The following is a 25,579-nucleotide window of genomic DNA, read 5'->3' as shown; positions in this document are numbered from 1 at the left end:
AAACGACGACGACAACGACAACATCGGTACAAGGACAATCGGAAACAGGTACCCCTGTCTCCACTTCGGTTCAACCTGAGAAGGATACAACATTTAGTGCACAGACCTTATCTCCTGCTTCGGAACAATCATTGATTTTTGAACTCAGCAGCCCTGGACGTGTCGCTTATTCCTTGCCACAATGTGACGTTCCTCGCCAGGCTGCCGATACGTTGATTCCCCGGGAAATGCTCCGTTCGGAAGCAGCGGCACTGCCGGAAGTGTTTGAGGTAGATGTTATTCGACACTATACCGCGCTATCCCGTCGCAACTTCGGCGTAGATAACGGATTCTATCCACTGGGCTCTTGTACGATGAAATACAATCCAAAGATCAATGAGGATGTTGCTCGTTATAATGGATTCGCCAAAATCCATCCGTACCAGCATGAATCCAGCATTCAAGGTGCACTAGAACTGTTATATACGTTGCAAAACGACCTTGCAGGTCTGACAGGTATGGACGCTGTGACCTTGCAACCAGCAGCTGGTGCCCATGGAGAATGGACTGGACTTATGATGATTCGTGCCTACCACGAAGGTCGTGGCGAACAACGTACCAAAGTCATCGTGCCCGATTCTTCGCATGGTACCAACCCGGCAAGTGCAACCGTTGCAGGATTTGAAACTGTGACGATTCCATCCCGCGCAGACGGACTGGTCGATCTGGACGCACTCCGTGCAGCCGTTGGCTCCGATACAGCAGCATTGATGCTGACAAACCCGAATACACTTGGTTTGTTCGAGAAAGACATTCAGGAGATTGCATCCATCGTACACCAGGCTGGTGGCTTGTTGTATTACGACGGAGCCAACTCCAATGCCATTATGGGCATTACCCGTCCAGGTGATATGGGCTTTGACGTGGTGCATCTGAACTTGCACAAAACGATGAGTACGCCTCATGGCGGTGGTGGACCAGGTGCCGGACCAGTTGGTGTGAAGAATCGCCTGGTTCCGTTCCTGCCTAAGCCCATGGTTATCAAAAATGATGACGGTATGTATGCATTCGATCGTGAAGGCGATCAATCCATTGGTCGGGTGAAAGCCTACTACGGCAACTTCGGTATTCTGGTACGTGCCTATGCCTACATTCGCACCTATGGACCGGAAGGGTTACGCCGAGTCTCTGAATGCGCGGTACTGAATGCTAATTATATGATGGCCCGTCTCGCACCTTACTACGAGATTCCGTATCCAGGCGTATGTAAACATGAATTTGTCATGTCTGGTCGGGGTTTGAAGCAATACGGTGTGCGCACACTTGATGTTGCCAAACGATTGCTTGATTTTGGATATCACCCGCCTACGGTGTACTTCCCGCTCAACGTGGAGGAATGCATCATGATCGAGCCGACAGAAACCGAAAGTAAAGAAACGTTGGATGGGTTCATTGATACGATGATACGGATTGCCAAAGAAGCGGAAGAGACACCAGAATTGGTACTCAACGCACCTTACGGAACACCGGTCACTCGTCTGGATGAAACCACCGCCGCTCGCAAACCTGTACTGAACTGCGCTTGCAGTTAATCAAATCATTGTTATCACGAAAGCTCTTGCTGATGTTCCAATCAGCAAGAGCTTTTTGTGTTGCCTTCCCTTTTACTGATGTCAATCTTACAGCTCACCATCATCCTGTTAGAGTATTTCTCAACGTTTATAACAAAAAAAGCCGATATCCACAATGAATCGCGGATACCGGCAAAATCGCTACATCAATGCAGCTCATTATCGGAAAAAGAAAAAACCTCAAATCCGGAGGAAACCCCGGCAAAATTACGCTTGAATGCTTTGAACCAATTCAACGACTTGTTCAGCCGTTTGCATATCCAGAGCTTTAGCAGCCAGTTCCTGCATATCCGCACGGGACAGCTTGGTGATCTGACTACGAGCTGGCAGAATGGAGGTTGCGCTCATGCTGAACTCATCCAATCCAAGACCAAGCAGCAATGGAATTGCTGTTTCGTCTCCTGCCATCTCACCACACATGCCAACCCATTTGCCTTCACGATGCGCTGCATCGATAACCATTTTAACCAAACGCAAAATGGCTGGGTTGTAAGGTTGATACAGGTAAGCCACTCGTTCGTTCATGCGGTCAGCAGCCATCGTGTATTGAATCAGATCGTTCGTTCCGATACTGAAGAAATCCACTTCTTTGGCAAATTGATCCGCCAGAACTGCAGTCGAAGGAATTTCGACCATGATTCCGAGTTGAATGCTGTCAGAAACAGCAATACCTTCAGCAACCAGCTTCTCTTTCTCTTCGAGCAAGACAGCTTTTGCTTCACGGAATTCACCGAGTGTTGCGATCATTGGGAACATGACACGCAGGTTTCCATGTACGCTTGCACGCAGCAATGCACGCAATTGTGTACGGAAGATATCCAGACGGTCCAAACACAGACGAACTGCGCGGAAGCCGAGGAATGGATTCATTTCTTTTGGCAGATCCAGGTATGGAAGCTCTTTGTCTCCACCGATGTCGAGTGTACGAACAACGACAGGTTTGCCTTCCATTTTTTCCAGTACCGCTTTGTAAGCATTATACTGAATGTCTTCGGAAGGAAGCTTGTCTCTGCCCATGTACAAGAACTCGGTACGGTACAGGCCTACAGCCTCGCCGCCGTTTTCCAGAACACCCGTTACATCATTTGGTGTACCGATATTGGCTGCAAGTTCAACATGAACGTTGTCCACCGTTACCGTTGGCTCATCACGAAGTTTTCTCCACTCTGCACGTTGTGCATCATACTGTTCCTGTTTGGCGCGGTATTCAGCAATAACTTCATCAGTAGGGTTAACCAGTACGTGACCATCCAGACCGTCAACAATGATCATATCGCCTTGTTTCGCTTGAGCCAAAATGTCCTTGGTTCCAACAACAGCTGGAATTTCAAGAGAGCGAGCCATAATCGCCGAGTGAGAAGTACGTCCACCAATGTTGGTTGCAAAACCTTTAACAAATTGGCGGTTCAATTGAGCCGTGTCGGAAGGTGTTAGATCCTCCGCAAGCACGATTACTTCTTCATTGATCTCAGCCGGACTCATGAATTCGATACCAAGCAAGTGATTTAGCACACGTTTGGTAACGTCACGCATATCTGCTGCACGTTCTTGCAGGTATGCACTCTTCATGTTCTCAAACATGGAGATAAATTGCGATGCCGTTTCGTTCAAAGCAAATTCTGCATTGATCATGTCATCCGCAATTCTAGCTTTAACCGGATCAATCAGTTCCGGGTCATTCAGAATGAGCAAATGCGAAGCAAAAATCTCAGCTTTTTTCTCGCCAAGCTCTTGTAAAGTACGCTCTTTGATCGCCTCAAGCTCAGCCTGGGATTTACCCAGAGCTGAGTCGAGTTTCGCGATCTCTGCGTCAACGTCGTTGATTTGGCGTTTTTCTACAGAGTAGTCAGGATGCTCCAAGATAAACGCCTTGGCGATAGCAATACCCGCCGAAGCCGCGATCCCGGAGACATTAAGCATTAATTTCGCCCAACCCTTCGTTAACCATAACGTCAGTCAAAGCTTGAAGAGCTTCAGCTTCGCCTTCGCCTTCAACGATGATGTTGATGGTGTCGCCTTGTTCCAATCCGAGGGAAAGAACACCCAGGATGGATTTCAAAGTTACTTTTTTACCGTTAGCTTCTGCAAAGGATTCTGCACCTTTGAATTTGTTTGCTGTATTAACCAGGGCTGTCGCCGGACGTGCGTGGATACCATCTTCGTCTGTAATTCTGAATGTTTGTTGCATTACAATCATCTCACTTTCAGTAGTTTGGTTTAGGCATTGCATATATTTACACTTGCTTGCCATCGTCGTAACACTTCTTATTTTATCTCAATGATTGGCTGTTCGCCAACTTTCAGCACTCCACTCTTCTTCAGAGTTACTGTGGAGCCCTCTGGCAGGTTAGTGAAAATAACTGGTGAAATGATCGAAGGAGCATTTGCTTTGACATACTCCAGATCCACTTCCATAATCGGCTGACCTGCCGATACCAGATCACCTTCCTGTACCAGTACGTTAAAGCCTTGACCTTTCAGCTTCACCGTATTAACACCTATATGAACAAGCACTTCCTTACCACCATCGGACATGATGCCCACGGCATGTTTGCTTGGAAATACATTAAACACTTTACCATACACAGGAGAAGTTATCGTACCATCATGTGGCAAAATTGCGAATCCATCACCTGTCATTTTCTCAGCAAAGACTGGATCAGGTACGTTTGTAATGTCCAGCAATTCACCATTAACTGGCATGACGATATCCTCAGCAACGATGCGCTCGCCCTGCTCACCTTGTGCCTTCTCCTCTTCAGGAGTTGGTTTGGCAGCTGCTGGCGTTGGTGCTGGTGTTCGACCTGCAATAATATCCTGCATTTGAGATTTGATCGTGTCGGAACGTGTTCCGAAGATGGCTTGAACATTATTACCCACTTCAAGTACACCAGATGCACCCAATTGTTTCAAACGATCTTTTTTCACATTGGATTTCTCATTAACTTCAATCCGCAAACGAGTAATACAAGCGTCCAGATGTTTGATATTCTCTTTGCCACCAAAAGCTTCGAGAATGTTATGTGGCAGGTCATCCGTTGAACCAGAGCCTCCGCCAGATTCTGTTTCAGGCGTTGCATCCTCTCGTCCTGGTGTTTTGAGATTGAATTTGCGAATGATAAACCGGAAACCGAAGTAATAGATCACCGCAAGAATCAATCCGACAATAATAACGTCCCACCATGGTGTACGGTTCGGAATAATCCCGAAGATCAGGAAGTCAATGAACCCACCGGAGAAGGTCATACCGATCTTGACACCCAGAATTTGCATGGTCATGAAAGACAAACCTGCAAAGATACAGTGTACTGCAAACAGGATTGGTGCTACAAACAGGAACGAGAATTCAAGTGGTTCTGTGATACCTGTCAGGAACGAGGTCAGCGCAGCTGAACCCATGATCCCTGCAACATACTTTTTGTGTTCCGGTCTTGCTTCATGGTACATCGCAAGTGCCGCTGCTGGCAAACCGAACATCATGAACGGGAATTTACCAACTTGGAATGTTCCCGCTGTGAGGTTCACACCATCACGCAATTGATTGAAGAAGATTTGCTGGTCACCACGGATGACATCTCCAGCTTTGTTCACATACTCACCAAACTCAAACCAGAATGGGGAGTAGAAAATGTGGTGAAGACCAAACGGAATTAATGACCGTTCTACAACTCCGAAGATGAATGCCGACAATGTCGGGCTTGTATCTACCATGAAGTGAGATACAGTATTCAATCCATTTTGAATCGGCGGCCAGATAATCACCAGAAGCAACCCGATTAAGAGGGAAACAACCGAAGTGATAATCGGTACAAATCGTTTACCTGCAAAGAAACCGAGGTAAGACGGCAGTTCGATTTTGAAAAATCGATTGTAACACAGCGCGGCGGCAATACCTATGATTATACCTCCGAACACGCCTGTACTTAATGTTGGGATGCCCAAGATGCTGGCATAACCCGGTACTTCACCGATCATGGCCGGAGTAACCCCTACTGCGGTACCCAGTGTGACGTTCATGACCAGATAACCGATGATCGCTGCCAGACCTGCAACCCCTTCGCCACCAGCCAATCCGACGGCTACACCGACGGCGAACAGCAATGCCAGATTATCGAATACGATCTGACCTGCGTTCATCATAATTGTTGCGATCGAGTTCACCCAAGGGGTGTCGAGCGCCGTTACATATTGCAAGAAATCTGGATTAACCAACATGTTACCGATTCCGAGCAGCAAACCTGCCGCAGGTAGAATGGCTACAGGCAACATGAGAGCTTTACCTACTCTTTGCAATACACCAAAAAGCTTTTTGAACATCGCGTCGTTTCTCCCTTTCGTCTAATTTATATGTTGTGATGCAAGCAAGGGAACACAAAAAAAGGCATGAATTAATAAAGTAAACTGTGCCAACCTTGGGGTATAGCATACCCTGTACAAGGAAAGAACAATCACACTTTAATTAACTCATGCCTGATCGAGTCAGTAACACGTCGCTTATGTTTATTCAGTTGCTTGATTACGGAAACCATTGTAGCACCAGTTCTAATCTATTGCAAGCCTTTACACCAAAAAAATAAATTCCGCATTCCATCACTGGAATGATCTCACTTATTCTCTTCTTCCTTCCGCTGATTCAGCCTTTGCAGATGAATGGTCAGATAACCTACCTCTGCAGGATAAACCGGCAGTTTCAGTCTTTTCTCCATTACTTTGGTCAGTTTCCATGCAAGCGAGTACATTTCGGGATACTCTAACTTAAGTAGGGAATCCAACTTATGAAGCTCTTCCACTTTGTCTCCACGGCGAACACGCTCAAGGGCAAAACGAAGATGCGTCAGCAAACGAGAGTAATCCAGCGATTCCGTTTCAAACGAATAATCGAGTTGATCAGACACCAGGTTCACCAAATCAGTGATCAATTGTGAATGCTCACGTACCTGGGATATATTTTGATTGGTCATTGCGCTATAGATATGGAGGGCAACAAAACCAATCTCATCCATCCCCAGATCTACACCCATTTTCTCTTTGATCAGACGAACAGCGTATTCTCCCATTCGATATTCTTCAGGATAAATCTCGCGGGTTTCATATAAAAATGGATTTTGTATGATAATGCCCTGCTCCTTGCGTTTTAACGCGAAAGAAATGTGATCGGTTAATGCAATATGGATATGTTCATTCAGAGGAACGTCCGTACGCTCTGCAATATACGTAATAACTTCGTTAATAATCTCGATCAGTGCTTCATCCACCTGTGGAAGAAGCTGTTTGTACTGCTCTTGCTCCTGCTGGTTTTTCAAAATGAACATTTTCTCCACAGCCATCAATGGAATGTGATCACTCGGTTTTCGGTTAAAGCCAATGCCTTTACCAATAACAACGACTTCCCCGTGTTCTGGATGCTGTGCAATGATTACATTATTATTTAGCGCTTTATCTACATGCAAGCTGCTCATTGTTTGCACCTCTTTTTCACACCATCTTAGGTGTGATTAAGTCACACCCTGTTACGAACGAAAAGACACCCGGAGCGGGCAAACCGCGCCGGACGTCTCGCTTAAAAAGTAACAAAAATTCGCCTTAAGGTCAATAGAGCAACCATGCAAGAATCGAAGTGCTTCTTACTCGTCAACTCCAGCTCTTTCCACAATCTTGTCGATTATAGAAGGAGTTGTAACAGCCTCGCTCTGTTGAATGGCAACTGGCGCAGGTGTTTTAGACTTCGTAAGGCCTTTAATCAGCTGCTCTACATCGATGCCGGATACACTTTTGAGCATCTCTGGAGCGGTCGCCATAAGTTCAGTAACATAGTTACTCACTCGTGCCGCACCTTCACCTTTACCTGTATCTACCACCGTCAGTTTATCAATGGATGCAATTGGCTCTGCAATTTTACCAGCCAGTTCAGGCAGCATTTTGACAATGATATCGAGTACAGCTGCTTCGCCAAACTTCTGGAACGCTTCGGCCAGTTTTTCTTTTGCTTCTGCTTCTGCAAGACCACGCAAACGAATAACTTCTGCATCTGCTGTACCTTTGGCAAGTTCCGCATCCGCCATGGCCTGACCTTCAAGTCGCTTCTGCTCAGCTGTTGCTTTGGCATGTGTTTCGATGGAATACTGTACTGCATCGGCTTCACGCATTCTTTTGGCTTTATCCGCTTCGGCAGCCTGCTCTACCGCATAACGATCCGCTTCTGCCTTTTTCTTCACTTCGGCATCGTATTGTTTCTCACGTACGACGATTTCTTTTTCTTGGAGATCGATCTCACGTTCTTTACGAACGAGTTCAACCTTCATTTCTTCTTCCACCACGGTCTGTCTCGCACGAGCTTCATGGATATGGTACGCCTGGTCGGCTTCCGCTTTGGCTGTATCCTGATCCCGCTTAAACGTGGCTACTTTCAGTTCTTTCTCTTTGGCTGCCTCAGCGATATTGGTATCACGCAGCAACTCTGCTTTTTGACCCTGCTCTTCCGCATTGGCCTTCTGAATACGTGCATCACGCATCGCTTCCGCTTCAGCTATCTCGGCATCACGCTTCACAGCAGCAATTCTCGGTTTACCGAGAGCATCCAAGTAGCCCTGTTTATCACGAACATCCTTGATGGTAAATGAAACAATTTGAAGGCCCATTTTCTTCAGATCTCTAGCTGCTACACCTTGAACCTCTTGCGCAAACCTATCCCGGTTCCGATATACTTCTTCCACCGTCATTGTACCGAGGATGGCCCGCAAATGCCCCTCCAGTACCTCCTGTGCTTCGCTTCTCAGCGCTTCTACAGGTTTACCGATGAATTGCTCAGCTGCCGTAGCAACGTCTTCTACAGCGCCTCCAACCTTGATAATAGCTACACCGTCAGCAATAACCGGAACCCCTTGCTCCGTGTACACTTCAGGTGTGGAGACATCCAGCTTGTGGGACAATAAGGAGATAAACTCGGATTGCTGGAATATCGGTAGGATAAATGCACCGCCACCACGAACAATCTTAATTTTCCGTCCAGAATCATCATCGGAGATATTTTTGCTACCCAGGAATGATCCCGTAACGATCATCGCCTCATCCGGTCCAACCGTTTTGTATCTCGCCCAGAAAGCCAATCCCAAAATCAGAATGACACCGACCACAACTATCGGAATCAACAAAACATCCCAATCTAAATTTTCCATTCCACATCTCTCCCCTTATTCATTCATGATGAGTGCTTAAACTACTTAGGTGATAAGAATACTTTATAAATCTTTAAGTACATTTTCATCCCATTCCGACACACGCAGTACACCATCTACAACATCCACCACAACTACACGTGCTCCCGCCGCAATGGGGAGCTGTTCAAAGCTGGATGCCGTTTGAATCGTACTGCCGGATGCAAAACGAATCATCACTTCGCCAAAACCTTTTTCCGGCACCGGAATGGTGATTTCCCCAATTTTCCCAGATAACTCTTTCATTGAAAATGCAATCGAGACATCGCTGTTACGCATCGGTTTGATATATGCGAAGAATACCAGCATGGCTGCAGCAATACCTATAAGCAGGGATAATATTAGACCCGACATCGCACTTAATGAACTATAACGTGTCAGCAAAATACCTGCCCCACCGAAGGTTGTAATGGAACCAGCTAACACAACGGGTTTGAAAAAATCAAGACCTGGCATTTCGAAGGCTCCGTCCAGCAAGCCATCAATCAAGTCACCCAGCACAAGGCTGACAACCGCAAATATCGCCCCTCCGATTAGACACCCCCAATAAATTGTTTCCATCCCCTGTTCCTCCTCTCTCTGCCGCAAATTCATCCTAACTGAGCATTCCACATGTAAATAAATACGTAGCAAGGGGGGAAATGTTTCAAAATCTTTCCTCAATTGTATTCTGAACCCGATAATGGGTATTATCACGACATTCTGTTCGCCTTGCTTCAAGTTCCTCCATTATTCACGTGTACAGCCGAATACACGAAAAAACCGCAAGCCCCCATGAAGGAGACTTGCGGTTATTGGACAACAGAATGTGTCCTTTCACTTTGCAGTGATTATAGAATTACAGAGAAGCCTTGTAGATGGATACAACATCTTCCCGTTGCAGTTTCTTGAAATTACCGAATGGGCCAAACAGCATCGCTTTGTCAGCCATTACGTCGATCTGGCTGTCATCGATATCGTAATCTGCCAAACGGTTAGGTGCACCAATGGATGTCCAGAATTTGCTGAGCGCATCGATACCTTCTTCAGCAATCTGTCTGTCCGACTTGCCTTCAGGGTTCACTTCGAATACATTAATTGCCAGACGTTTGAATCGATCCACATTCACGTCCAGGTTATGTTTCATCCAGTGTGGGAACAAGATTGCAAGTCCACCGCCGTGTGGGATATCATACACTGCGGAAACCGCATGTTCAATATTATGTGTTGCCCAATCTCCTGCGAGACCCATATTCAGTACGCCATTCAGTGCCATTGTTCCGCAATACAGAATTGTTTCGCGCAGTTCATAGTTCTCCAGGTCTTCAACCAGACGTGGCGCTGCTTCCATGACAGTACGCAGAATCGTCTCACAGAAACCGAGTTGAACCGGTGTATTGGCATCCAGATGGAAGTAATGCTCCAATACGTGGGACATCATATCCACCATGCCGTATACCGTTTGGTCCAGCGGAACAGTGTATGTATTCACCGGATCCAGGATAGAGAATGCAGGGAATGAGTATGCGCTACCCCAGCCCAATTTTTCTTGTGTATCCTGATTCGTAATAACCGAACCGGAGTTCATTTCCGAACCCGTTGCTGCCATCGTCAATACCGTACCCAGTGGAAGAGCGTCCTGTGCAACGGCTTTGCGCTGAGCAAAATCCCACATATCGCCATCATATTTGGCACCTACAGCGATAGCTTTGGAGCAGTCTAGTACACTACCTCCACCTACAGCGAGGATCAGGTCGATGTTATTTGTTTTACAGAGGTCTACCCCTTTATGCACCGTAGAAAGACGCGGGTTAGGTTCCACACCTGCCAGCTCAGTCACTTCTGCTCCAGCTTCCTTAAGCAAACCGATTACTTGATCGTACAGACCACTGCGTTTGATACTGCCGCCACCATATACAAGCAGAACCCGTTTACCGTATTTCGGCACTTCTGTTTTCAATGCTTCCAGTTGTCCTTTGCCGAAAATCAGCCGGGTTGGATTATAGAATTGGAAAGATCTCATATCTATTGTCGCCTCCAATGGAGTTTAGAATTTTTAGTGCAACTCCAATTATAGTACCCTGTTTATAGAAAAACAAATCGATAGTCACTCACTTTATAACAACCCGTTAATCTCCAAATGGGCTCGAAACATCTCGCTCGTTGAAGGCAAATTGTCAGCATCTACCCATGTTTCTGAGGCCCATAATCCAGCCTGTTTGAATGCCCGCGGACAATGGATAAAACACTCTTCCACATCTACAATGACAGCCGCACCTATGGTTTTACCACTCCAGCCCATACTGGCGATGAATTCCTCATCCTTGGTAATGGATGCTGTGCCATTAATACGCAACACTTCATTCATACCCGGAATCAAAAAGAGCATACCAATACCAGGGTTCGACAACATGTTCAACAACGAGTCTATCCGCCGATTGCCTGGGCGTTCGGGATAAACGAGCCGATATGTATCATAGACTTTCACAAATCCTGCTCCATCACCCCGAGGTGACACATCACTTTTTCCATCACGATCGGAGGTGGAGAGGAAAAATAATGGTGACATGGATATAAAGTTCTGAACATGTGAATCCACAAATGAAATTGCCTTGTTACGCACATGTTCATGCGGTTCACCCACCATGCCTTGCAGTTCCTCAGCATCTGTAATAAACGGAATATTCAATGCCTTCTTTTCCAATTATTCGTCCCCGTTTCTTCATTGAGTTATGTATTCAATGGCTTTCCACCATTATACATGCGGGAACTGACATCTTCCATTTCTGAGAACGAATATGAGTGCCGTCATTCAAATACCGCGCCCCCATGTCCCCTCGGGTCACCTATTGAAGATTCAGTATTGTTAATCTCATCGAACAGTTGTACTGTAACCAAAAGAACTTCAAAATTCTTAAAATAAATATTAAGGAGGTTATTGGATTGAAAAAAGCAAGCATCTTCGTCTTTGCTCTGTTAATGTTCCTCGTACCCTGGGGACAGATGGTTATGTATGCTGAGCCGAATAAAGAAAAAGACTTCATAACGAGCGCTAATGCTCATGGAATCACAATAAACGACTATGTAGGCACTTCGAAAGATGTCATTATTCCCGAAAACATTGGAGGTCAACCAGTTACTTCTATTGGTGAAAAAGCATTTTACAGCGATCATTTGACTTCTGTAGTTATTCCGCATACCGTCTCCTCTATTGGAGAAAGGGCATTTGAAATCAATCAATTGACCTCTGTCATTATTCCAGAGACTGTCACGACTATTGGAGACTTGGCATTTGCATACAACCGGCTGACCTCTGTCGTCATTCCAGACAGTGTATCCACAATTGGGAACTCCACATTCACTAACAACCAACTGGCCTCTGTCGTTATTCCCGAGACTGTTATGTCGATCGGAAATAGTGCATTTACAAACAATAAACTGACTACTATCGTTATCCCAGAGAATGTCTCAACTATTGGATACTGGGCATTTGCATCTAACCAGCTGACTTCCATTGTTATTCCAAATCGTGTCTCTTCCATTGGACATGCTACATTTATGGACAATCAACTGACTTCTGTCGTCATTCCGGATAGTGTCTCCTCTATCGGGGCGATGGCATTTGCGGACAATCGGCTGGCGACTGTCTTCATTCCAGCTAGCGTGTCGTCTATTGGTTTCTTAGCGTTTGATGGTAACTCATCCCTTATTATTACGGGTTTTGATCCTTCAGAGGCTCAAAACTTCGCTAACTTTTATAGCATTCCCTTTCACAAATTGAATATGGTCGTCTCCTTCGACTCCAATGGAGGGACCCCGGTTGCGGTCACTCAAGCCACTTATGGGCAAACCATTGTACCTCCCACTCAGCCTACCAAGGACCAGTTTTTGTTTGAAGGCTGGTACATGGATTCGGTATACTCCCTTCCCTGGGATTTTGCCAGAGATACCGTGACTGGGGACATCACGCTGTACGCCAAGTGGACGAGTTCAGTGACAACTGCGTCCAAATATACGAATAAGGAAGATCCCATTTCCGCTTTGACCGTCTCTTTTGATTCTCAAGGCGGAAGCCCCGTTTCCTCTACTATTACTAGGAATAATCAAGCAATAGCGCCTCCCACTCAGCCCAGCAAGAGCGGGTTTTCATTTGATGGATGGTACATAGATTCGGCATTATCTCTTCCCTGGAATTTTGACCGAGATACCGTAAGTCGGGACATAACACTATATGCCAAATGGGTAAAGACTGATAGCTCTGAAAACCATGGTGGCAGTCCTTCTTTCTGGACCAGTAGCTCTATTACTGACGCATCATCCCAGGAACCTGATACAGGAACGGAACTTAAAACCGAACCTAAACTTAAAGTTGAACCTAAACCTAAAGAACCAACAACACCTTGGACCCCAGTTGTGTTCAGTGATATTTCAACCCATTGGGCACGCTTGATGATTGAAAGTATCGCTGCACGTGGTCTAATAACGGGCTATCCCGATGCCACATTCAGGCCTAATCAGCCAATCTTGCGTAAACACATGGCTGGTATAGTCAACGGAGCGTTTGAGCTACCGATAATCCGAAAGGCTGCTCCCTTTGAAGATGTAGAGCCCACACATCCCTACTTTGAAGCTATATCCCGACTACAGGAGGTTGGCCTTATTGATGGATTCCATATTTCGAACGGCTTAAATGATTTCTTCCATCCGGATGCTGTACTTACACGGGCTGAGGCAGCAAAAATTCTGGTACTCGCGCTGGACCTACCGCTGATCCAAACGAGTTCTTTTAAGGATGTGCCCTCCTCCCACTGGGCTCATGACTACATAGCCACACTGGCCGAGACTCGAATGGTTGTGGGATATCACGGACAGTTCAGGCCGGATGACTCCCTGACCCGAGCCGAGCTGGCTGCACTGATCTATCGTTCAATTCCAACAGAATAAACGACTGGCTCACAACTCCTTTACTTATCATATTCAAAAAACACCAGCCCTTGATTATGGGCTGGTGTTCATCGTTATACATGTCTATTCAGTGTATCCCATGCTGCTTACAAAACGACGGAAAGCCTGGCGTCCTGCTTCATCATATTTGTAGACCCCTGCATGTTCCAGAATCTCGGCAAATTTCAAGCCAACTTCCTGCTGTACAATGGCAACGGCTTGTTCTTTGTCCAGGTTAGGACCAAACCGTTCAATCAATTCTTCCGCCCAGCCCAGATGTTTGTTCAACACATGATCAGAAGCTTTGGCAGATTCAGCAAGTTTGGCATCTCCAGCGAGGATATCCGCGATACTGTCCAGTTCTTCTTTCAAACGACCTGGCAGGATGGCAAGCCCCATCACTTCGATCAGACCAATGTTTTCTTTCTTCAGATGGTGCATTTCACGGTGCGGATGGAAAATGCCTTCTGGATGCACATCATTTGTACGATTGTTACGCAATACAAGATCCATCTCATAACCACCATCTGAACTACGACGAACGATTGGTGTTACCGTATTGTGTGGTACTTGTTCCCCGTCCACTTCACTGAATGCTTCGATATCCACAGCAGAATCACTGTAGACCTTCCACGCTTCATATACGGCGTTGCCCGCTTCAAGCAGCTCTGCAGGATCGTGTGAAGCCAGACGCATCACAGACATTGGCCATTTCACAAGACTCAATGTAAGTCCAGGTGCATCCGCATGGCGGAAGACCGCCTCTGGCTGTGCATTTTGAATAGCGAATGTATGACGACCACCTTGGAAATGGTCATGTGTCAGAATGGATCCACCTACGATCGGCAAATCCGCATTAGATCCGATAAAGTAATGCGGGTACTCCCCAACAAAGGCAAGCAGTCTGCGGAGTGTATCTTTGGTCAGCTTCATCGGCACATGATCATGATGGAAAATGATGCAGTGCTCGTTGTAGTACACATACGGCGAGTATTGGAACAACCACGGCTCGCTGTTAAGTTCCAGCGGAATAACTCTCAGATTCTGGCGGGCCGGGTGATTCACCCGACCAGCGTAACCTACATTTTCACGACACAGCTGGCATTTAGGATATACCGGCGGCGGAAGCAATTTCGCCATGGCAATTTCCTTTGGACTTTTCTCCGGTTTTGACAGGTTGATAGTAATCTCCATGTCTCCATAGGCCGTGTCCTGTGTCCAGTAGACGTTCTTCGAGATCCGATCCATACGGATATAGTTGGAGTTAATCGACAAGTCATAGAATTGAGATGTGGCCGCCTCAATGCCTTCCGTCTGCTCCGTGTGGCGGAATGCGCGTACCACCTCGGATGGGCGTGCCATCAGATGACCCATGATTTTGGCATCCAGCAAGTCACGGAATGTATCACTATTTTCAGGAATGAGTCCAATGGAAAATCCATAATCAATCAACGTATCCAGCATAGCCTGTGGGCCATCGGGCACATTCGTGTCCAACTCGCCGGCATAAGGCTCTGAGAATCCGAATTGTTCCAGCAAGAGGTTGCGGCTATAATCCCAATCCGCTTCCTCGATTAATTGTTTCTGCAAGGCAAATGCAACCAGACGTTCAATGGCATGCAGTGCTTCCTGCTGCTCCGGTGTCCGCTCTGTGGCACCTGCTGCAATATGAGTCTGTGACATAAGGTGTTCGCCTCCTAGTTTTTTCCGTAGCCGTCAGGACGTGATTGGTGCCAGCTCCAAGCGCTTTGAATAACATCTTCCAGATTGGTCCATTTTGGATTCCAGCCCAGGACAGATCTCGCTTTTGCAGATGAAGCTACCAGCACAGCCGGGTCACCTGCACGACGTGGTTCCTGTACAACCGGAATATCAAGGCCAGTCACTTTTTCGGCTGTTTCGATCACTTGTTTTACCGAGAATCCTGTACCGTTACCCAGGTTGAACACATTACTGTTCTCACCTTTGCGAAGATAATCTACTGCACGCAGATGTGCATCAGCCAAGTCGCTCACGTGGATATAGTCACGGATACATGTCCCATCTTCTGTTGCATAGTCGTCACCAAACACGGCGATGTGCGGGCGTTGTTTCAATGCTGTTTGCAATACAAGTGGAATCAAGTGACTCTCTGGTTGGTGATCTTCACCAATTTTTCCGCTGTCATGAGCACCGGCTGCATTGAAGTAACGTAGGGAAACGTATTTGATATCCTGAACTTTATCAAACCATGACATCATGCGCTCCATCATCAGCTTTGTTTCGCCGTATACGTTGGTTGGTTCTGTACGATCGCTCTCTTCGATTGGCACTTTCTCAGGCTCACCGTAGGTAGCTGCTGTAGAGGAGAAGACGATGCGGCGTACGTTCGCTGCATTCATCGCTTCCAACAGACAGAGTGTACCAAACACGTTGTTGTCATAATATTTAACCGGGTCTTTCATACTCTCGCCTACGAGTGAGTTGGCTGCAAAGTGAATGACTGCATCGATTGAATTCTCAGCAAACAGCTTCGCCAGAATTTCTTTGTCACGCAGATCCCCTTCATACAACTTACCGCCGAGCAACGCCTCACGATGCCCTGTCTGCAAGTTATCCAGTACAACAACCTCTTCCCCACGTTCCAACAATGCTGCTACCGTATGAGAACCAATATACCCTGCTCCACCTGTCACCAAAATTGCCATTTTACTTCGCCTCCTTCAATTCTTTAACACCGTCGCCTACACCGCATACATAAAAATCACCTTTGAGACGGGTACGCGCTTCATATGCAGCGCCCACTTCACTTACAAAACGCTCGACATCATCTTCATGCACAAGTGATACGGTACAACCGCCAAATCCTGCGCCAGTCATCCGGGCACCAAGCGTGCCTGGAATCCGCTGAGCTTCTTCAACCATAACATCCAGCTCATCACAGCTTACTTCGTACAAGTCACGAAGCGATTCATGAGAAGCGTTCATCAGCTTGCCGAAGGTTTCCAGATCGTTACCCTGCAATGCTTCAACCGATGCGAGCACACGAGCATTCTCTTCCACAACATGTTGTGCGCGCTGTCTTACTTTCTCATCCTTGATCTGATCCTGTAGTGTTACGAACTGCTCTGGCGTCAATTGAGCCAGGTAATTCAGTGCAGGCAGCTGTTCCTTCAAGATGGCAAGTGCCTGCTCGCATTGAGAGCGACGTTCATTGTATGCCGAATCCACCAGACCGCGGCGTTTGTTCGTGTTACCGATGACCAATTTGTAGGAGCCTGTACGGAAAGGAACCTTTTCGTACTCCAGTGTGTCACACATCAGCAGGATCGCGTGATCTTGTGCACCGTTTGCTACAGCGAACTGATCCATAATTCCACAGTTGACACCTACGAACTCATTTTCCGCTTTCTGGGACAAAAGCGCCAGTTGAACCGTATCAATATCCGCTACGCCCTCCAGAGACTGAATCGCGAAGCCCGTGAGTACCTCCAGTGATGCAGACGATGAAAGTCCTGCCCCGTTCGGAATCTCCCCGTGGTACAGGAAGTCATACCCTTTTGTTACATTCACGCCCTTGCCTTGCAGTTCAACCATGACACCAACAGGATAGTCGGTCCATTCTCCGGTTTTTTCCTTACCGATGGAGGAAGTGTCTAGTCCCCCTTCATAAGACATGTTCGTGGAAGCCAGTTGCAACTTGTTGTCCTCACGCTCACGAATGATCAATGTTGTTCCGAATTCAAGTGCTGCCGGAAGCACGTATCCACCGTTATAGTCAATGTGCTCACCGATCAGATTCACACGCCCAGGGGCATGAAATACACGGATGTCCGCTCCACTCTCTCCGTACTTCTCAATAAACTTTTGTTTCAATTCAGTTACGTTCACTGCTGGTGCACCTCGCCTCGTTGTTGTGGTTTTCTTAATGTTATTATATAAGAAAGCGGTGCCTCTTGTAATGCAACCATGTGTGTTTCATATGGATAAATGTGACCTTAAGGCGTATAATGATCGGAGCATCCCGGAAAGAAGGAAACGACCATGTCAGATCAATCCAACCCCAAGAAAGAATCCCTTGCATCTTCTAACGAAAAAATACAGGAATCACCTTCCGGTAAAAGCGGAGCACTCAGTTATTCGGTTGCCTCCAATCCGGTCTATTATGAACAAGGCGCACTGCATGTCCTGTTTGCCGGAGCAAGCCAGACCCTTCCGGGTCACGCCCTCGGTCCTAAATTGTTTGATTATTATCTGCTGCATTATGTAGAAAAAGGGGCGGGTACGTTCCGTACCGAACTGCACACCTACGAGTTATCCACAGGTGATTGTTTCCTCATTCATCCTAGGCAACTGGTAAGTTACCAGTCTCACGCCCGCAACCCATGGCAATATCGCTGGATTGCCTTCACAGGCAGCCAGGCTGGCCAACATACCGAGGAAGCCGGGTTCCGCCCGGAGAAGTCTGTTTTTCATGCTGGACCATCCTGTGGAATATCCGATTGGCTATCCGTGATGCAGGATGCTTTTGCCGAGCGCAAAGAAAGCTCCCATTTCACATCACTGGGTACGTTATATATGATTCTAGCCGAAGCACAGAATCACCTTTCGCAGGGCCAAACCTTAATTCCAGGTGAATCCTCCATCCGACGTACGGTGAAACAAATGATTCAATATATGTCCACTCAATATGCCTATCCTGTCTCCATTGAACAAATGTCTGCGAGTCTTGGATACAATCGTGCGTATCTATCCCGTATTTTCAAACAGGAAGCCGGTCTTTCCCCAGTCACCTATCTGCTGAAACTTCGGATCGACAAGTCGCGCCAACTCCTGAGAGAACGCCCGGATCTGTCCATCGAACAGGTATCTGCATCAGTGGGACTGCCAGACGCGCTATATTTCTCCAAACAGTTCAAACGATTTCACGGTGAAGCGCCTAGCTTGTATCGAGAGAAAATATTGTCCCGTCCACTACATCAGGGTTTACAGCAGAATGCTCAACAAATCAAACGGTGAGCAACACAACGGACGGAACACGTACGACAAAAAAAGGTGCATTCCGCCATTATGGCTAAGATGCACCTTTTGCACTTTATTTATTTGTCATCAGGCTCTGGAGACAGGATGGATTCAATCCGTTCCAATTCCTCTGTAGAGAAATCCAGTTGACTGAGCGCAGCCACATTCTCTTCAATCTGGGAAGGACGACTTGCGCCAATCAGCGCGGAAGTTACCCTGCCATTACGCAGCACCCATGAGAGTGAAAATTGGGCCAAACTCTGACCACGGGCTGCTGCAATCTGGTTCAGCGCACGCACTTTGCGGAGCGTCTCTGGAGAGATGTTGTTTTCATTCAGGAATACCGACGGTCCTTTGGCACGTGAGTCTTCCGGGATACCATTCAAGTATTTGTTCGTGAGCACACCTTGTGCCAATGGACAGAATGCAATACTGCCTGTTCCATACTCATCCAGCACGTCCTGCAAACCATCTTCAATCCAGCGGTCCAGCAGCGAGTATTTCGGTTGATGGATTAACAGGGGCGTACCCAGACCTTTCAGAATTTCGGCAGCCTGTCTCGTCTGCTCTGCGGGATAGTTGGAGATCCCTACATAAAGGGCTTTGCCCGAGCGAACAATATGATCCAGTGCCATCATCGTTTCTTCCAAAGGTGTTTCGGGATCATAACGATGTGAATAGAAAATATCTACATAATCCAGGCCCATACGCTTCAAGCTCTGATTCAGACTGGATACCAGATTTTTGCGTGAACCCCACTCGCCATACGGTCCGGGCCACATATAATACCCCGCTTTGGTGGAGATCACCAGTTCATCACGATAAGGTTTCAGATCCTGGGCCAGTACCTGTCCAAATAACTGCTCTGCCGAACCTGCCGGTGGGCCATAGTTGTTGGCAAGATCAAAATGTGTAATACCCAGATCAAATGATCGGGTAATCATATTACGACCATTCTCAGCGTTATTGATACCGCCAAAATTATGCCACAGCCCCAGTGAAATCGCTGGCAGTTTCAAACCTGAACGTCCAACGCGGTTATATTTCATCGTTTCATAGCGAGTATCGCTTGCTACGTAGACCATTATGAATCCCTTCTTTCCCCAGGTTCCGCCTCTTGTATCCGGTCTATACCGGAGAATGCGGTTATTCAGTACATACGTTCAACCAAGAAGCTGGTCCACAATATTCATTACCTCGCCAATCGGCTCTGTAATCAGCAAATCAGCCCTGCGGTCGTAAGCGGTAGGTGTAGCGTTGAGCAGAACGGTATGTTTTCCCTGAAAATACGTAATTAACTGGGCCGCCGGATATACCGTCAGTGACGTGCCTCCCACGAGTAACAGATCTGCAGAAGACAGTGCATCAATGGAACGATACAATGTCGTCTGATCCAGCTCCTCTTCGTACAGCACCACATCCGGTTTGATCACACCACCACATGTGGTACAGCGAGGCACGGTATCTTTGGACTGTATAATATCATTTAGCGTATAATACCGCTTGCAATCCATGCAGGCATTACGATGAATTGAACCGTGAAGTTCAAAAACATTGCTGCTGCCTGCCTTCTGATGTAGTCCGTCGATATTTTGCGTGATCACTGCCTGAAGTTTTCCTTCCTGCTCCAGACGGGCCAATAGTCGATGGCACCCATTCGGTTCCGCATCTGGATGAAGCATTTTGCCACGATAAAAATCATAAAAAATATCGGCATGTTGATCAAAAAAATGCCGGCTTAATAACTCTTCCGGTGGATAAGGCGAATGCTGCTCCGTCTGATACAGACCCGCAGCCGAGCGGAAGTCGGGAATCCCGCTTTCCGTTGAAGTCCCGGCCCCTCCGAAAAAAACAATCCGGGAGCTTTCCTGAATCCATGCAGCCAGTTGTTCTGTTGCGTTCATCCTCTCTCCTCCTTTTATTTACTATATAAATTGAACTAAAGAATATTTACACTGACCACTCCGATGACAGAACAACCTTCCGATCGCTGTTATCCCCAGATTTTTTTTGATTCCTTTCCTAAGGGGAAAATCCGAGGATAAAGGCGAACACTCCGTTTCTTCAGGTTATTTCTGTCCTCTCCATTTCGTGTAAATGTTAGTTCAATTTATATAGTCCAATCAGGTCAGGGTGACTTATATAATCACGCTTATCTCATTATAATGACGAATAATGGCATGGGCATCAACCAGATGAGATCCTTGATCTAACTGTGGACAGTAACCCAGGGTATAGGATACCTCTGCATGCCGCCCCATCTGCATATCCCCATTGCTGTCTCCAATTACAACGGCCTCCGCAGGATCGATATGTAATTCACGGCAAGCCAAGAGTGCTGCTTCTCTATCCGGTTTGCCCTGGGTCACCCGATCACAGCCCACAATGGATGTGAAAAAGGAACGAATCCCCATCCAATCCAGATGTGTTTCTGCTGCCGCTGTACTATCTGAAGTGACGACTGCCAGTGGTATGTCTGCAGCCCTGCATTTCTGCAAGAAATCCAGCAATCCTGACATTGGTTCAGCGGATTTGCGCTCTCTTACCGATCTCATGGCTACACTTGAAAATTGGCGTATCGTTGTGATCGCTTCATTCCATGGTATGCCTGCTGCATATAGCTGCCCAGCAAGCAATCCCGTGCACTCATCCACAGTCGCAATGGCAAGTGGGCCTTGCGGATCATATCCAACAATATGACCTTGCGGATTATGGGTAGTGCCCAGAACATGCTCCCGTTCAACTGTAAATGAAGCTCCGAGTTCATTCATACGTGATTGCAACTGATCCAGTAATGCCTCTGCCCACGGCCCCCATAGCTGAAGGAATTCCAGCAGTGTTCCATCTTTATCGAACAGGATCCCTTTACATGGGATCTGCGCTCCATTCACTTGAAGCATGGTCATCCATATCACCTCCATCAAGTTATGCTATTAATGCATACAGCCCTTAATGCAGAATAATTAAATCAAAACCTACTTGATGGTACTTAACCAAGACAGCACCGTCTTGACCGTCTGATTCAGCTGTTCTTCTCCACTCACTTCCGGCTCGCCATCTCCTTTTTGATGACCATAATCACCGAACTGGGCGTGGTTTCCACCTTCAATGGTGTAATATACCGTGTCTTCTGGAAGATACATCCGTCCACTCTGATACTTCGTAGCATTCACGACTTCATCTTTAGTACCCAGAATAGATAAAGCAGGTATTCCAAGTGACTTTACGCTTCCTTTTTCATCCGGGTAAGATGCCAAGAAGAATATCCCGTGAAGTGCATCTGGATGTGCGGCTACATAACGTGCAGCCATGGACCCGCCGAGAGAGTGTCCACCCATAACAAATTGTTCGTCTGGATAGGCGGCCAGAATCTCATCTGCCAAGTTTGGCTTAAGCACTGCCAGGTTAACCGGCATCTTGGCAATTATGGTGTGATGACCCGCAGCTGCCAGCTCATGCGCAAGTGGTGCATAACTTTCCGGTTTTACCAGTCCACCAGGGTAGAAAAGCACACTTTTCCCCGTCGGTTTATCTGGCACAAAATCAATCCAGTTCTCTTGTTCACTCACCGTCACCGGATTGGCTGTTTCCATAGCTGTTTGAGCTGTTTCCTGTGGACCGTATGGTGTGAATAATTTCCACGCAACAAATCCACATCCAATGACAATGAGCGCCAGAAGTACGAGCAGGAATTTCCCGATGCCCCTCTTCTTGCGCCCTGTATTATACCGATTTCTCAACGTTAATCACCTTTCTTCACTTCCGCAGGTGCCGCGGCTCACAGAATTGGGAGCCTTTGTTTATCAGGCTCCCCTTCTACGAATTGAAAAAATATTATTCAGCCTTGGCCTTGCGGTAAGCATCCATATATTGTTCCGCTTTGCGACGGACATGACTCAGGTCACCCGTCTTCACAGCTTCCGATGTCAAGTCGGAACCGATCCCTACAGCCACTGCTCCACCCTTGATCCAATCCCCCAGATTAGACAAGGATACCCCGCCAGTTGGCATAAAATTCGCCTGCGGCATAGGGCCCTTCATCGTTTTGATAATCGAAGGATCATACAGGTTACCCGGGAACAACTTCACAATGTCCACGCCGAGTTCCAATGCGCGTTGAACGTCAGCAATCGTCATCACACCAGGCAGAATCGGAATTCGATACAGGTTGCAGATCTGAACGGTATCCGGATTCAGGGAAGGTCCAACTACAAACTCGGCACCCGACATGATGGCCGCTCTTGCCGTTTGCGGTTCAAGCACCGTTCCCGCACCAATAATCGCGAATTTCTCTGGATCTTGTGTGTTCCAATGGTATACACGGCTTAATTTTTCAATGGCTTTGAGGGCACTGGGTACTGTCATCGTAATCTCGATAACTTTAATGCCACCCGCAATCGCTTGCTCGGCCATGGCAATGACTTGATCCGCAGAATCTGCACGCAGAACTGCCACAACCCCATTGTCCGTAATCTTTTGCAACAGCTGAAGCTTCTTCATTTCATTCTCTCCCTTGTCAATGTGGTGGTTGTGTATACAAGCCTTACATTTAAGAACGAAGATGAGCCATATATGATTTAGAGCGACTAACGCTCAACATGGGCAACGTTGTTCAGCTTGGCCTCGACCTGCCCCCACGTCGGGAGCGCCTCCCAATCGCCAACAGCCTGTATAACCATGGAACCGGTCAAATTGCCGAGACGGGTTGCTTCCTGCGGGGAGTATCCTTTTAATATACCCGATAAAAATCCCGCGCAGAATCCATCTCCTGCACCTACCGTATCCAGAACATTATCCGCCTTAAAGTACGGAACTTCAGTTAGGGTACCATTCGCCAATACGTAGGTCAAATCAGGGCCACCCTTCACGATGCACACAGCATTCATGGCAGATAAACGCTCAAGTACTTTTTGATCATTTTCTTCGTTATATAGAAGTTTCATCTCGTCCAGACCCGGTAAAAAGTAGTCCGCCCGTTCAGCTAAACGCAGTATAACCGGACGGGCCTCATCCGCAGACCATAGTTTGAGACGCAGATTTGGATCAAAGCTTACTTTCACACCTGCCTGTTTGGCAATATGTATGGCAGCCTCTACCGTAGCAAGTCCGGACGGGCTTATCGCTGCCGTTATCCCCGTAACGTGCAATATCTTCGCCCCGGCAATATAATCAGGATCCAGATCATCAGGTGTGATCGCACTTGCAGCAGATAGCTTCCTATAATAATGCACCGAAGCTTTCCCGGAAGCGTTCTCACGAATCATCAAACCAGTGGGCTCGTGATCACTTAAACGTACTCGGGATACATCTACGCCTTCACCGCGAATGGCTTTCAGAATCATACTGCCCATCGGATCATTGCCCAAGCGTCCAAACCAACCACTGGTATGCCCCAGGCGGGATACACCAATAGCCAGATTGCTCTCAGCACCCCCGAAAGACTTGTCCAGTGTGGCTGCATATTCCAGCCCTCTTGTATCCTTGGCAGTCAGCAAACCCATACTCTCCCCAAACGTAATAATTTCCGGGCTTGGATAGGGACTCGTTGACATGATTTCTTCCCTCCTTATAGTTACATTCCCTCATCTTCTTTTTCTATTGTCATCCTCTATGCAACCGTTGTCAATCCCGTTGCGTTCATTTTGTTGTCACAGCTTTGATAAAAGATAACGCTTACTAATGTGAATTAAATCACTATGGATAATGAACATCCATATTACCCTTATTACAGATGCAAATGACCTTGCAAACAGGGTCTATAAGGGGGCTACACCATGAAAAATCAGACACTGATCCGGGATGATCAGGAATCTTTCTTTTACAATCTGCGCTTTATGCTTATCGTCTGTGTCCTAGCTGGTAATGCACTTGAACCACTCATTACACGTTTTGCAGCAGCGGAAGCTCTGTTCCTGTGGATATATACGTTTCACATGCCACTCTTTGTATGGGTAACCGGGTATTTTGCGACACACTCACTCCAAGGTGCATCTGGACGAAACGTTCTGAAGCAGATTGCACTACAGTATGTACTGTTTCAGTCCTTATACGCATTGATGGACTTTACCGTATTCCACACACCCCATATGCGGCTATCCTTCTTTGCACCTTACTTGCTGTTATGGTTTCTCGCGAGTCATTTCTGTTGGCGACTGTTGCTTCGTCTGACGATTTCCTGGAAACCGATATATCGGCTGATTGGATCAATTGCGCTCGGTGTAATTGCCGGGTATTTGCCCATCGACGGGTTCTGGCTCAGCTTCAGCCGTACGTTTGTATTTCTGCCGTTTTTTGTCATCGGTTATGACTATGGAGCAACCATCCGTTCACGTTTATTATCCGGTTGGGGGCGAAAAACCGCAGCCATCTTCTCTGCAGCACTGTTGGTATGGATCGGGTATGGGGGTTTGAATATTTCATCCGGATGGTTACTCGGAAGCATGACGTACGCCGAATTGGGTCACCACGAATGGTATGCCGGCATCTTCCGGGTGGGTGTCTACTTGCTGGAAATCGCATCTGCAGCACTGTTCTTGGCTTGGGTACCTTCCTTGACTTCCAGACTGACGGACCTTGGACGACGCACACTCTATGTGTTCCTGCTGCATGGGTTTCTCGTTCGTCTCGCAATCTGGTCCGGAGTCTACAGTTATATGGGAAGCTCGGCGTATATTCCAGTCATACTTGTCATTGCCATACTCTTCGCAGTCACACTGGCTCTGCCGGCTGTACGTCACACGTTCAAACCCGTAATTGAACCAGATATATCCCGCTTTTCTTTCAATCGTCATGAGGTGTTTAAACGGTCGGCCTAATGCTCTGACGGATCTC

The 25,579-nt window shown here is 47.1% G+C and carries 21 protein-coding genes; 4 read left to right on the top strand and 17 right to left on the bottom strand.

Going from position 1 to position 25,579, the window contains the following annotated elements; genetic code table 11:
• The first annotated feature begins 131 nt into the window (after nt 1-131).
• Nucleotides 132-1,571 carry an aminomethyl-transferring glycine dehydrogenase subunit GcvPB gene (gene gcvPB / locus MKY28_RS02835; RefSeq protein WP_340937805.1) on the top strand — a complete coding sequence of 480 codons (1,440 nt, stop codon included), beginning with the start codon at nt 132-134 and terminating at the stop codon, nt 1,569-1,571.
• Nucleotides 1,572-1,817: 246 nt separating this feature from the next.
• On the opposite strand, the gene ptsP is transcribed toward gcvPB, so the two are convergent.
• The 8 genes from ptsP to MKY28_RS02795 all read right to left on the bottom strand — a co-directional run bounded on the left by ptsP (nt 1,818) and on the right by MKY28_RS02795 (nt 11,507).
• Nucleotides 1,818-3,530 carry a phosphoenolpyruvate--protein phosphotransferase gene (gene ptsP / locus MKY28_RS02830; protein ID WP_340934745.1) on the bottom strand — a complete coding sequence of 571 codons (1,713 nt, stop codon included), beginning with the start codon at nt 3,528-3,530 and terminating at the stop codon, nt 1,818-1,820.
• Nucleotides 3,523-3,798, bottom strand: a complete 276-nt coding sequence (locus MKY28_RS02825) for an HPr family phosphocarrier protein (protein WP_024633102.1) — start codon at nt 3,796-3,798, stop codon at nt 3,523-3,525. Before MKY28_RS02825 ends, ptsP begins: the two co-directional genes overlap by 8 nt.
• Nucleotides 3,799-3,875: 77 nt before the next feature.
• Complete coding sequence (gene ptsG, locus MKY28_RS02820) at nt 3,876-5,927, bottom strand: glucose-specific PTS transporter subunit IIBC (protein WP_074096186.1); 2,052 nt, start codon at nt 5,925-5,927, stop codon at nt 3,876-3,878.
• 287 nt (nt 5,928-6,214) lie between these two features.
• Complete coding sequence (glcT, locus tag MKY28_RS02815; protein ID WP_047844046.1) at nt 6,215-7,069, bottom strand: glucose PTS transporter transcription antiterminator GlcT; 855 nt, start codon at nt 7,067-7,069, stop codon at nt 6,215-6,217.
• A 165-nt stretch (nt 7,070-7,234) separates the two neighbouring features.
• Nucleotides 7,235-8,785 (bottom strand): flotillin family protein, encoded by a 1,551-nt coding sequence (locus MKY28_RS02810; RefSeq protein ID WP_340387308.1) that lies wholly within the window; start codon nt 8,783-8,785, stop codon nt 7,235-7,237.
• A gap of 63 nt (nt 8,786-8,848) precedes the next feature.
• Nucleotides 8,849-9,385 carry a protease gene (locus MKY28_RS02805; protein WP_340934742.1) on the bottom strand — a complete coding sequence of 179 codons (537 nt, stop codon included), beginning with the start codon at nt 9,383-9,385 and terminating at the stop codon, nt 8,849-8,851.
• A 277-nt stretch (nt 9,386-9,662) separates the two neighbouring features.
• Nucleotides 9,663-10,826 (bottom strand): iron-containing alcohol dehydrogenase, encoded by a 1,164-nt coding sequence (locus MKY28_RS02800; protein ID WP_047844049.1) that lies wholly within the window; start codon nt 10,824-10,826, stop codon nt 9,663-9,665.
• A 93-nt stretch (nt 10,827-10,919) separates the two neighbouring features.
• The gene (locus MKY28_RS02795) at nt 10,920-11,507 is read right to left on the bottom strand and encodes an MSMEG_1061 family FMN-dependent PPOX-type flavoprotein (protein ID WP_235431604.1); all 588 of its coding nucleotides are present in this window, start codon (nt 11,505-11,507) and stop codon (nt 10,920-10,922) included.
• 239 nt (nt 11,508-11,746) lie between these two features.
• Here MKY28_RS02795 and MKY28_RS02790 point away from each other — a divergent pair, with 239 nt between their 5' ends.
• On the top strand, nt 11,747-13,747 hold the full coding sequence (locus MKY28_RS02790) for a leucine-rich repeat protein (RefSeq protein WP_340934741.1): 2,001 nt from the start codon (nt 11,747-11,749) through the stop codon (nt 13,745-13,747).
• A gap of 84 nt (nt 13,748-13,831) precedes the next feature.
• Here MKY28_RS02790 and MKY28_RS02785 read toward each other — a convergent pair whose 3' ends face one another.
• From MKY28_RS02785 to MKY28_RS02775, 3 genes are read right to left on the bottom strand one after another with little or no spacing between them, the layout of a single operon-like run.
• Nucleotides 13,832-15,430: a UDP-glucose--hexose-1-phosphate uridylyltransferase gene (locus MKY28_RS02785; RefSeq protein WP_340934740.1), complete on the bottom strand. Its 1,599-nt coding sequence runs from the start codon at nt 15,428-15,430 to the stop codon at nt 13,832-13,834.
• A gap of 14 nt (nt 15,431-15,444) precedes the next feature.
• On the bottom strand, nt 15,445-16,434 hold the full coding sequence (galE, locus tag MKY28_RS02780) for a UDP-glucose 4-epimerase GalE (RefSeq protein ID WP_340934739.1): 990 nt from the start codon (nt 16,432-16,434) through the stop codon (nt 15,445-15,447).
• A 1-nt stretch (nt 16,435) separates the two neighbouring features.
• Complete coding sequence (locus tag MKY28_RS02775) at nt 16,436-17,617, bottom strand: galactokinase (RefSeq protein WP_340934738.1); 1,182 nt, start codon at nt 17,615-17,617, stop codon at nt 16,436-16,438.
• Between the two features lie 153 nt (nt 17,618-17,770).
• Here MKY28_RS02775 and MKY28_RS02770 point away from each other — a divergent pair, with 153 nt between their 5' ends.
• On the top strand, nt 17,771-18,745 hold the full coding sequence (locus tag MKY28_RS02770; protein WP_340934736.1) for an AraC family transcriptional regulator: 975 nt from the start codon (nt 17,771-17,773) through the stop codon (nt 18,743-18,745).
• 80 nt (nt 18,746-18,825) lie between these two features.
• Here MKY28_RS02770 and mgrA read toward each other — a convergent pair whose 3' ends face one another.
• From mgrA to MKY28_RS02740, 6 genes are all read right to left on the bottom strand, one after another.
• The gene (gene mgrA / locus MKY28_RS02765; RefSeq protein WP_036616991.1) at nt 18,826-19,833 is read right to left on the bottom strand and encodes an L-glyceraldehyde 3-phosphate reductase; all 1,008 of its coding nucleotides are present in this window, start codon (nt 19,831-19,833) and stop codon (nt 18,826-18,828) included.
• 78 nt (nt 19,834-19,911) lie between these two features.
• Nucleotides 19,912-20,652, bottom strand: a complete 741-nt coding sequence (locus MKY28_RS02760; protein WP_101314546.1) for an NAD-dependent protein deacylase — start codon at nt 20,650-20,652, stop codon at nt 19,912-19,914.
• Nucleotides 20,653-20,886: 234 nt separating this feature from the next.
• Nucleotides 20,887-21,654, bottom strand: a complete 768-nt coding sequence (locus MKY28_RS02755; RefSeq protein WP_340934734.1) for an HAD family hydrolase — start codon at nt 21,652-21,654, stop codon at nt 20,887-20,889.
• A gap of 69 nt (nt 21,655-21,723) precedes the next feature.
• Complete coding sequence (locus tag MKY28_RS02750) at nt 21,724-22,488, bottom strand: alpha/beta fold hydrolase (protein WP_340934732.1); 765 nt, start codon at nt 22,486-22,488, stop codon at nt 21,724-21,726.
• Nucleotides 22,489-22,582: 94 nt separating this feature from the next.
• A complete protein-coding gene (locus tag MKY28_RS02745) occupies nt 22,583-23,248 on the bottom strand; it encodes a bifunctional 2-keto-4-hydroxyglutarate aldolase/2-keto-3-deoxy-6-phosphogluconate aldolase (protein ID WP_017686833.1) in 666 nt (221 codons plus the stop codon).
• Nucleotides 23,249-23,334: 86 nt separating this feature from the next.
• Entirely contained in the window at nt 23,335-24,300 is a 966-nt protein-coding gene (locus tag MKY28_RS02740) for a sugar kinase (RefSeq protein ID WP_340934730.1), read from the bottom strand.
• Nucleotides 24,301-24,522: 222 nt separating this feature from the next.
• Between MKY28_RS02740 and MKY28_RS02735 the strand changes: the two genes are divergently transcribed.
• Nucleotides 24,523-25,563 carry an acyltransferase family protein gene (locus MKY28_RS02735; protein ID WP_340934728.1) on the top strand — a complete coding sequence of 347 codons (1,041 nt, stop codon included), beginning with the start codon at nt 24,523-24,525 and terminating at the stop codon, nt 25,561-25,563.
• Nucleotides 25,564-25,579 lie beyond the last annotated feature (16 nt).

It is taken from the genome of Paenibacillus sp. FSL R5-0473 (genome assembly GCF_038004565.1).
Taxonomy (GTDB): Bacteria; Bacillota; Bacilli; order Paenibacillales; family Paenibacillaceae; genus Paenibacillus; species Paenibacillus amylolyticus.
This window is presented reverse-complemented; position numbering and strand designations above follow the sequence as displayed.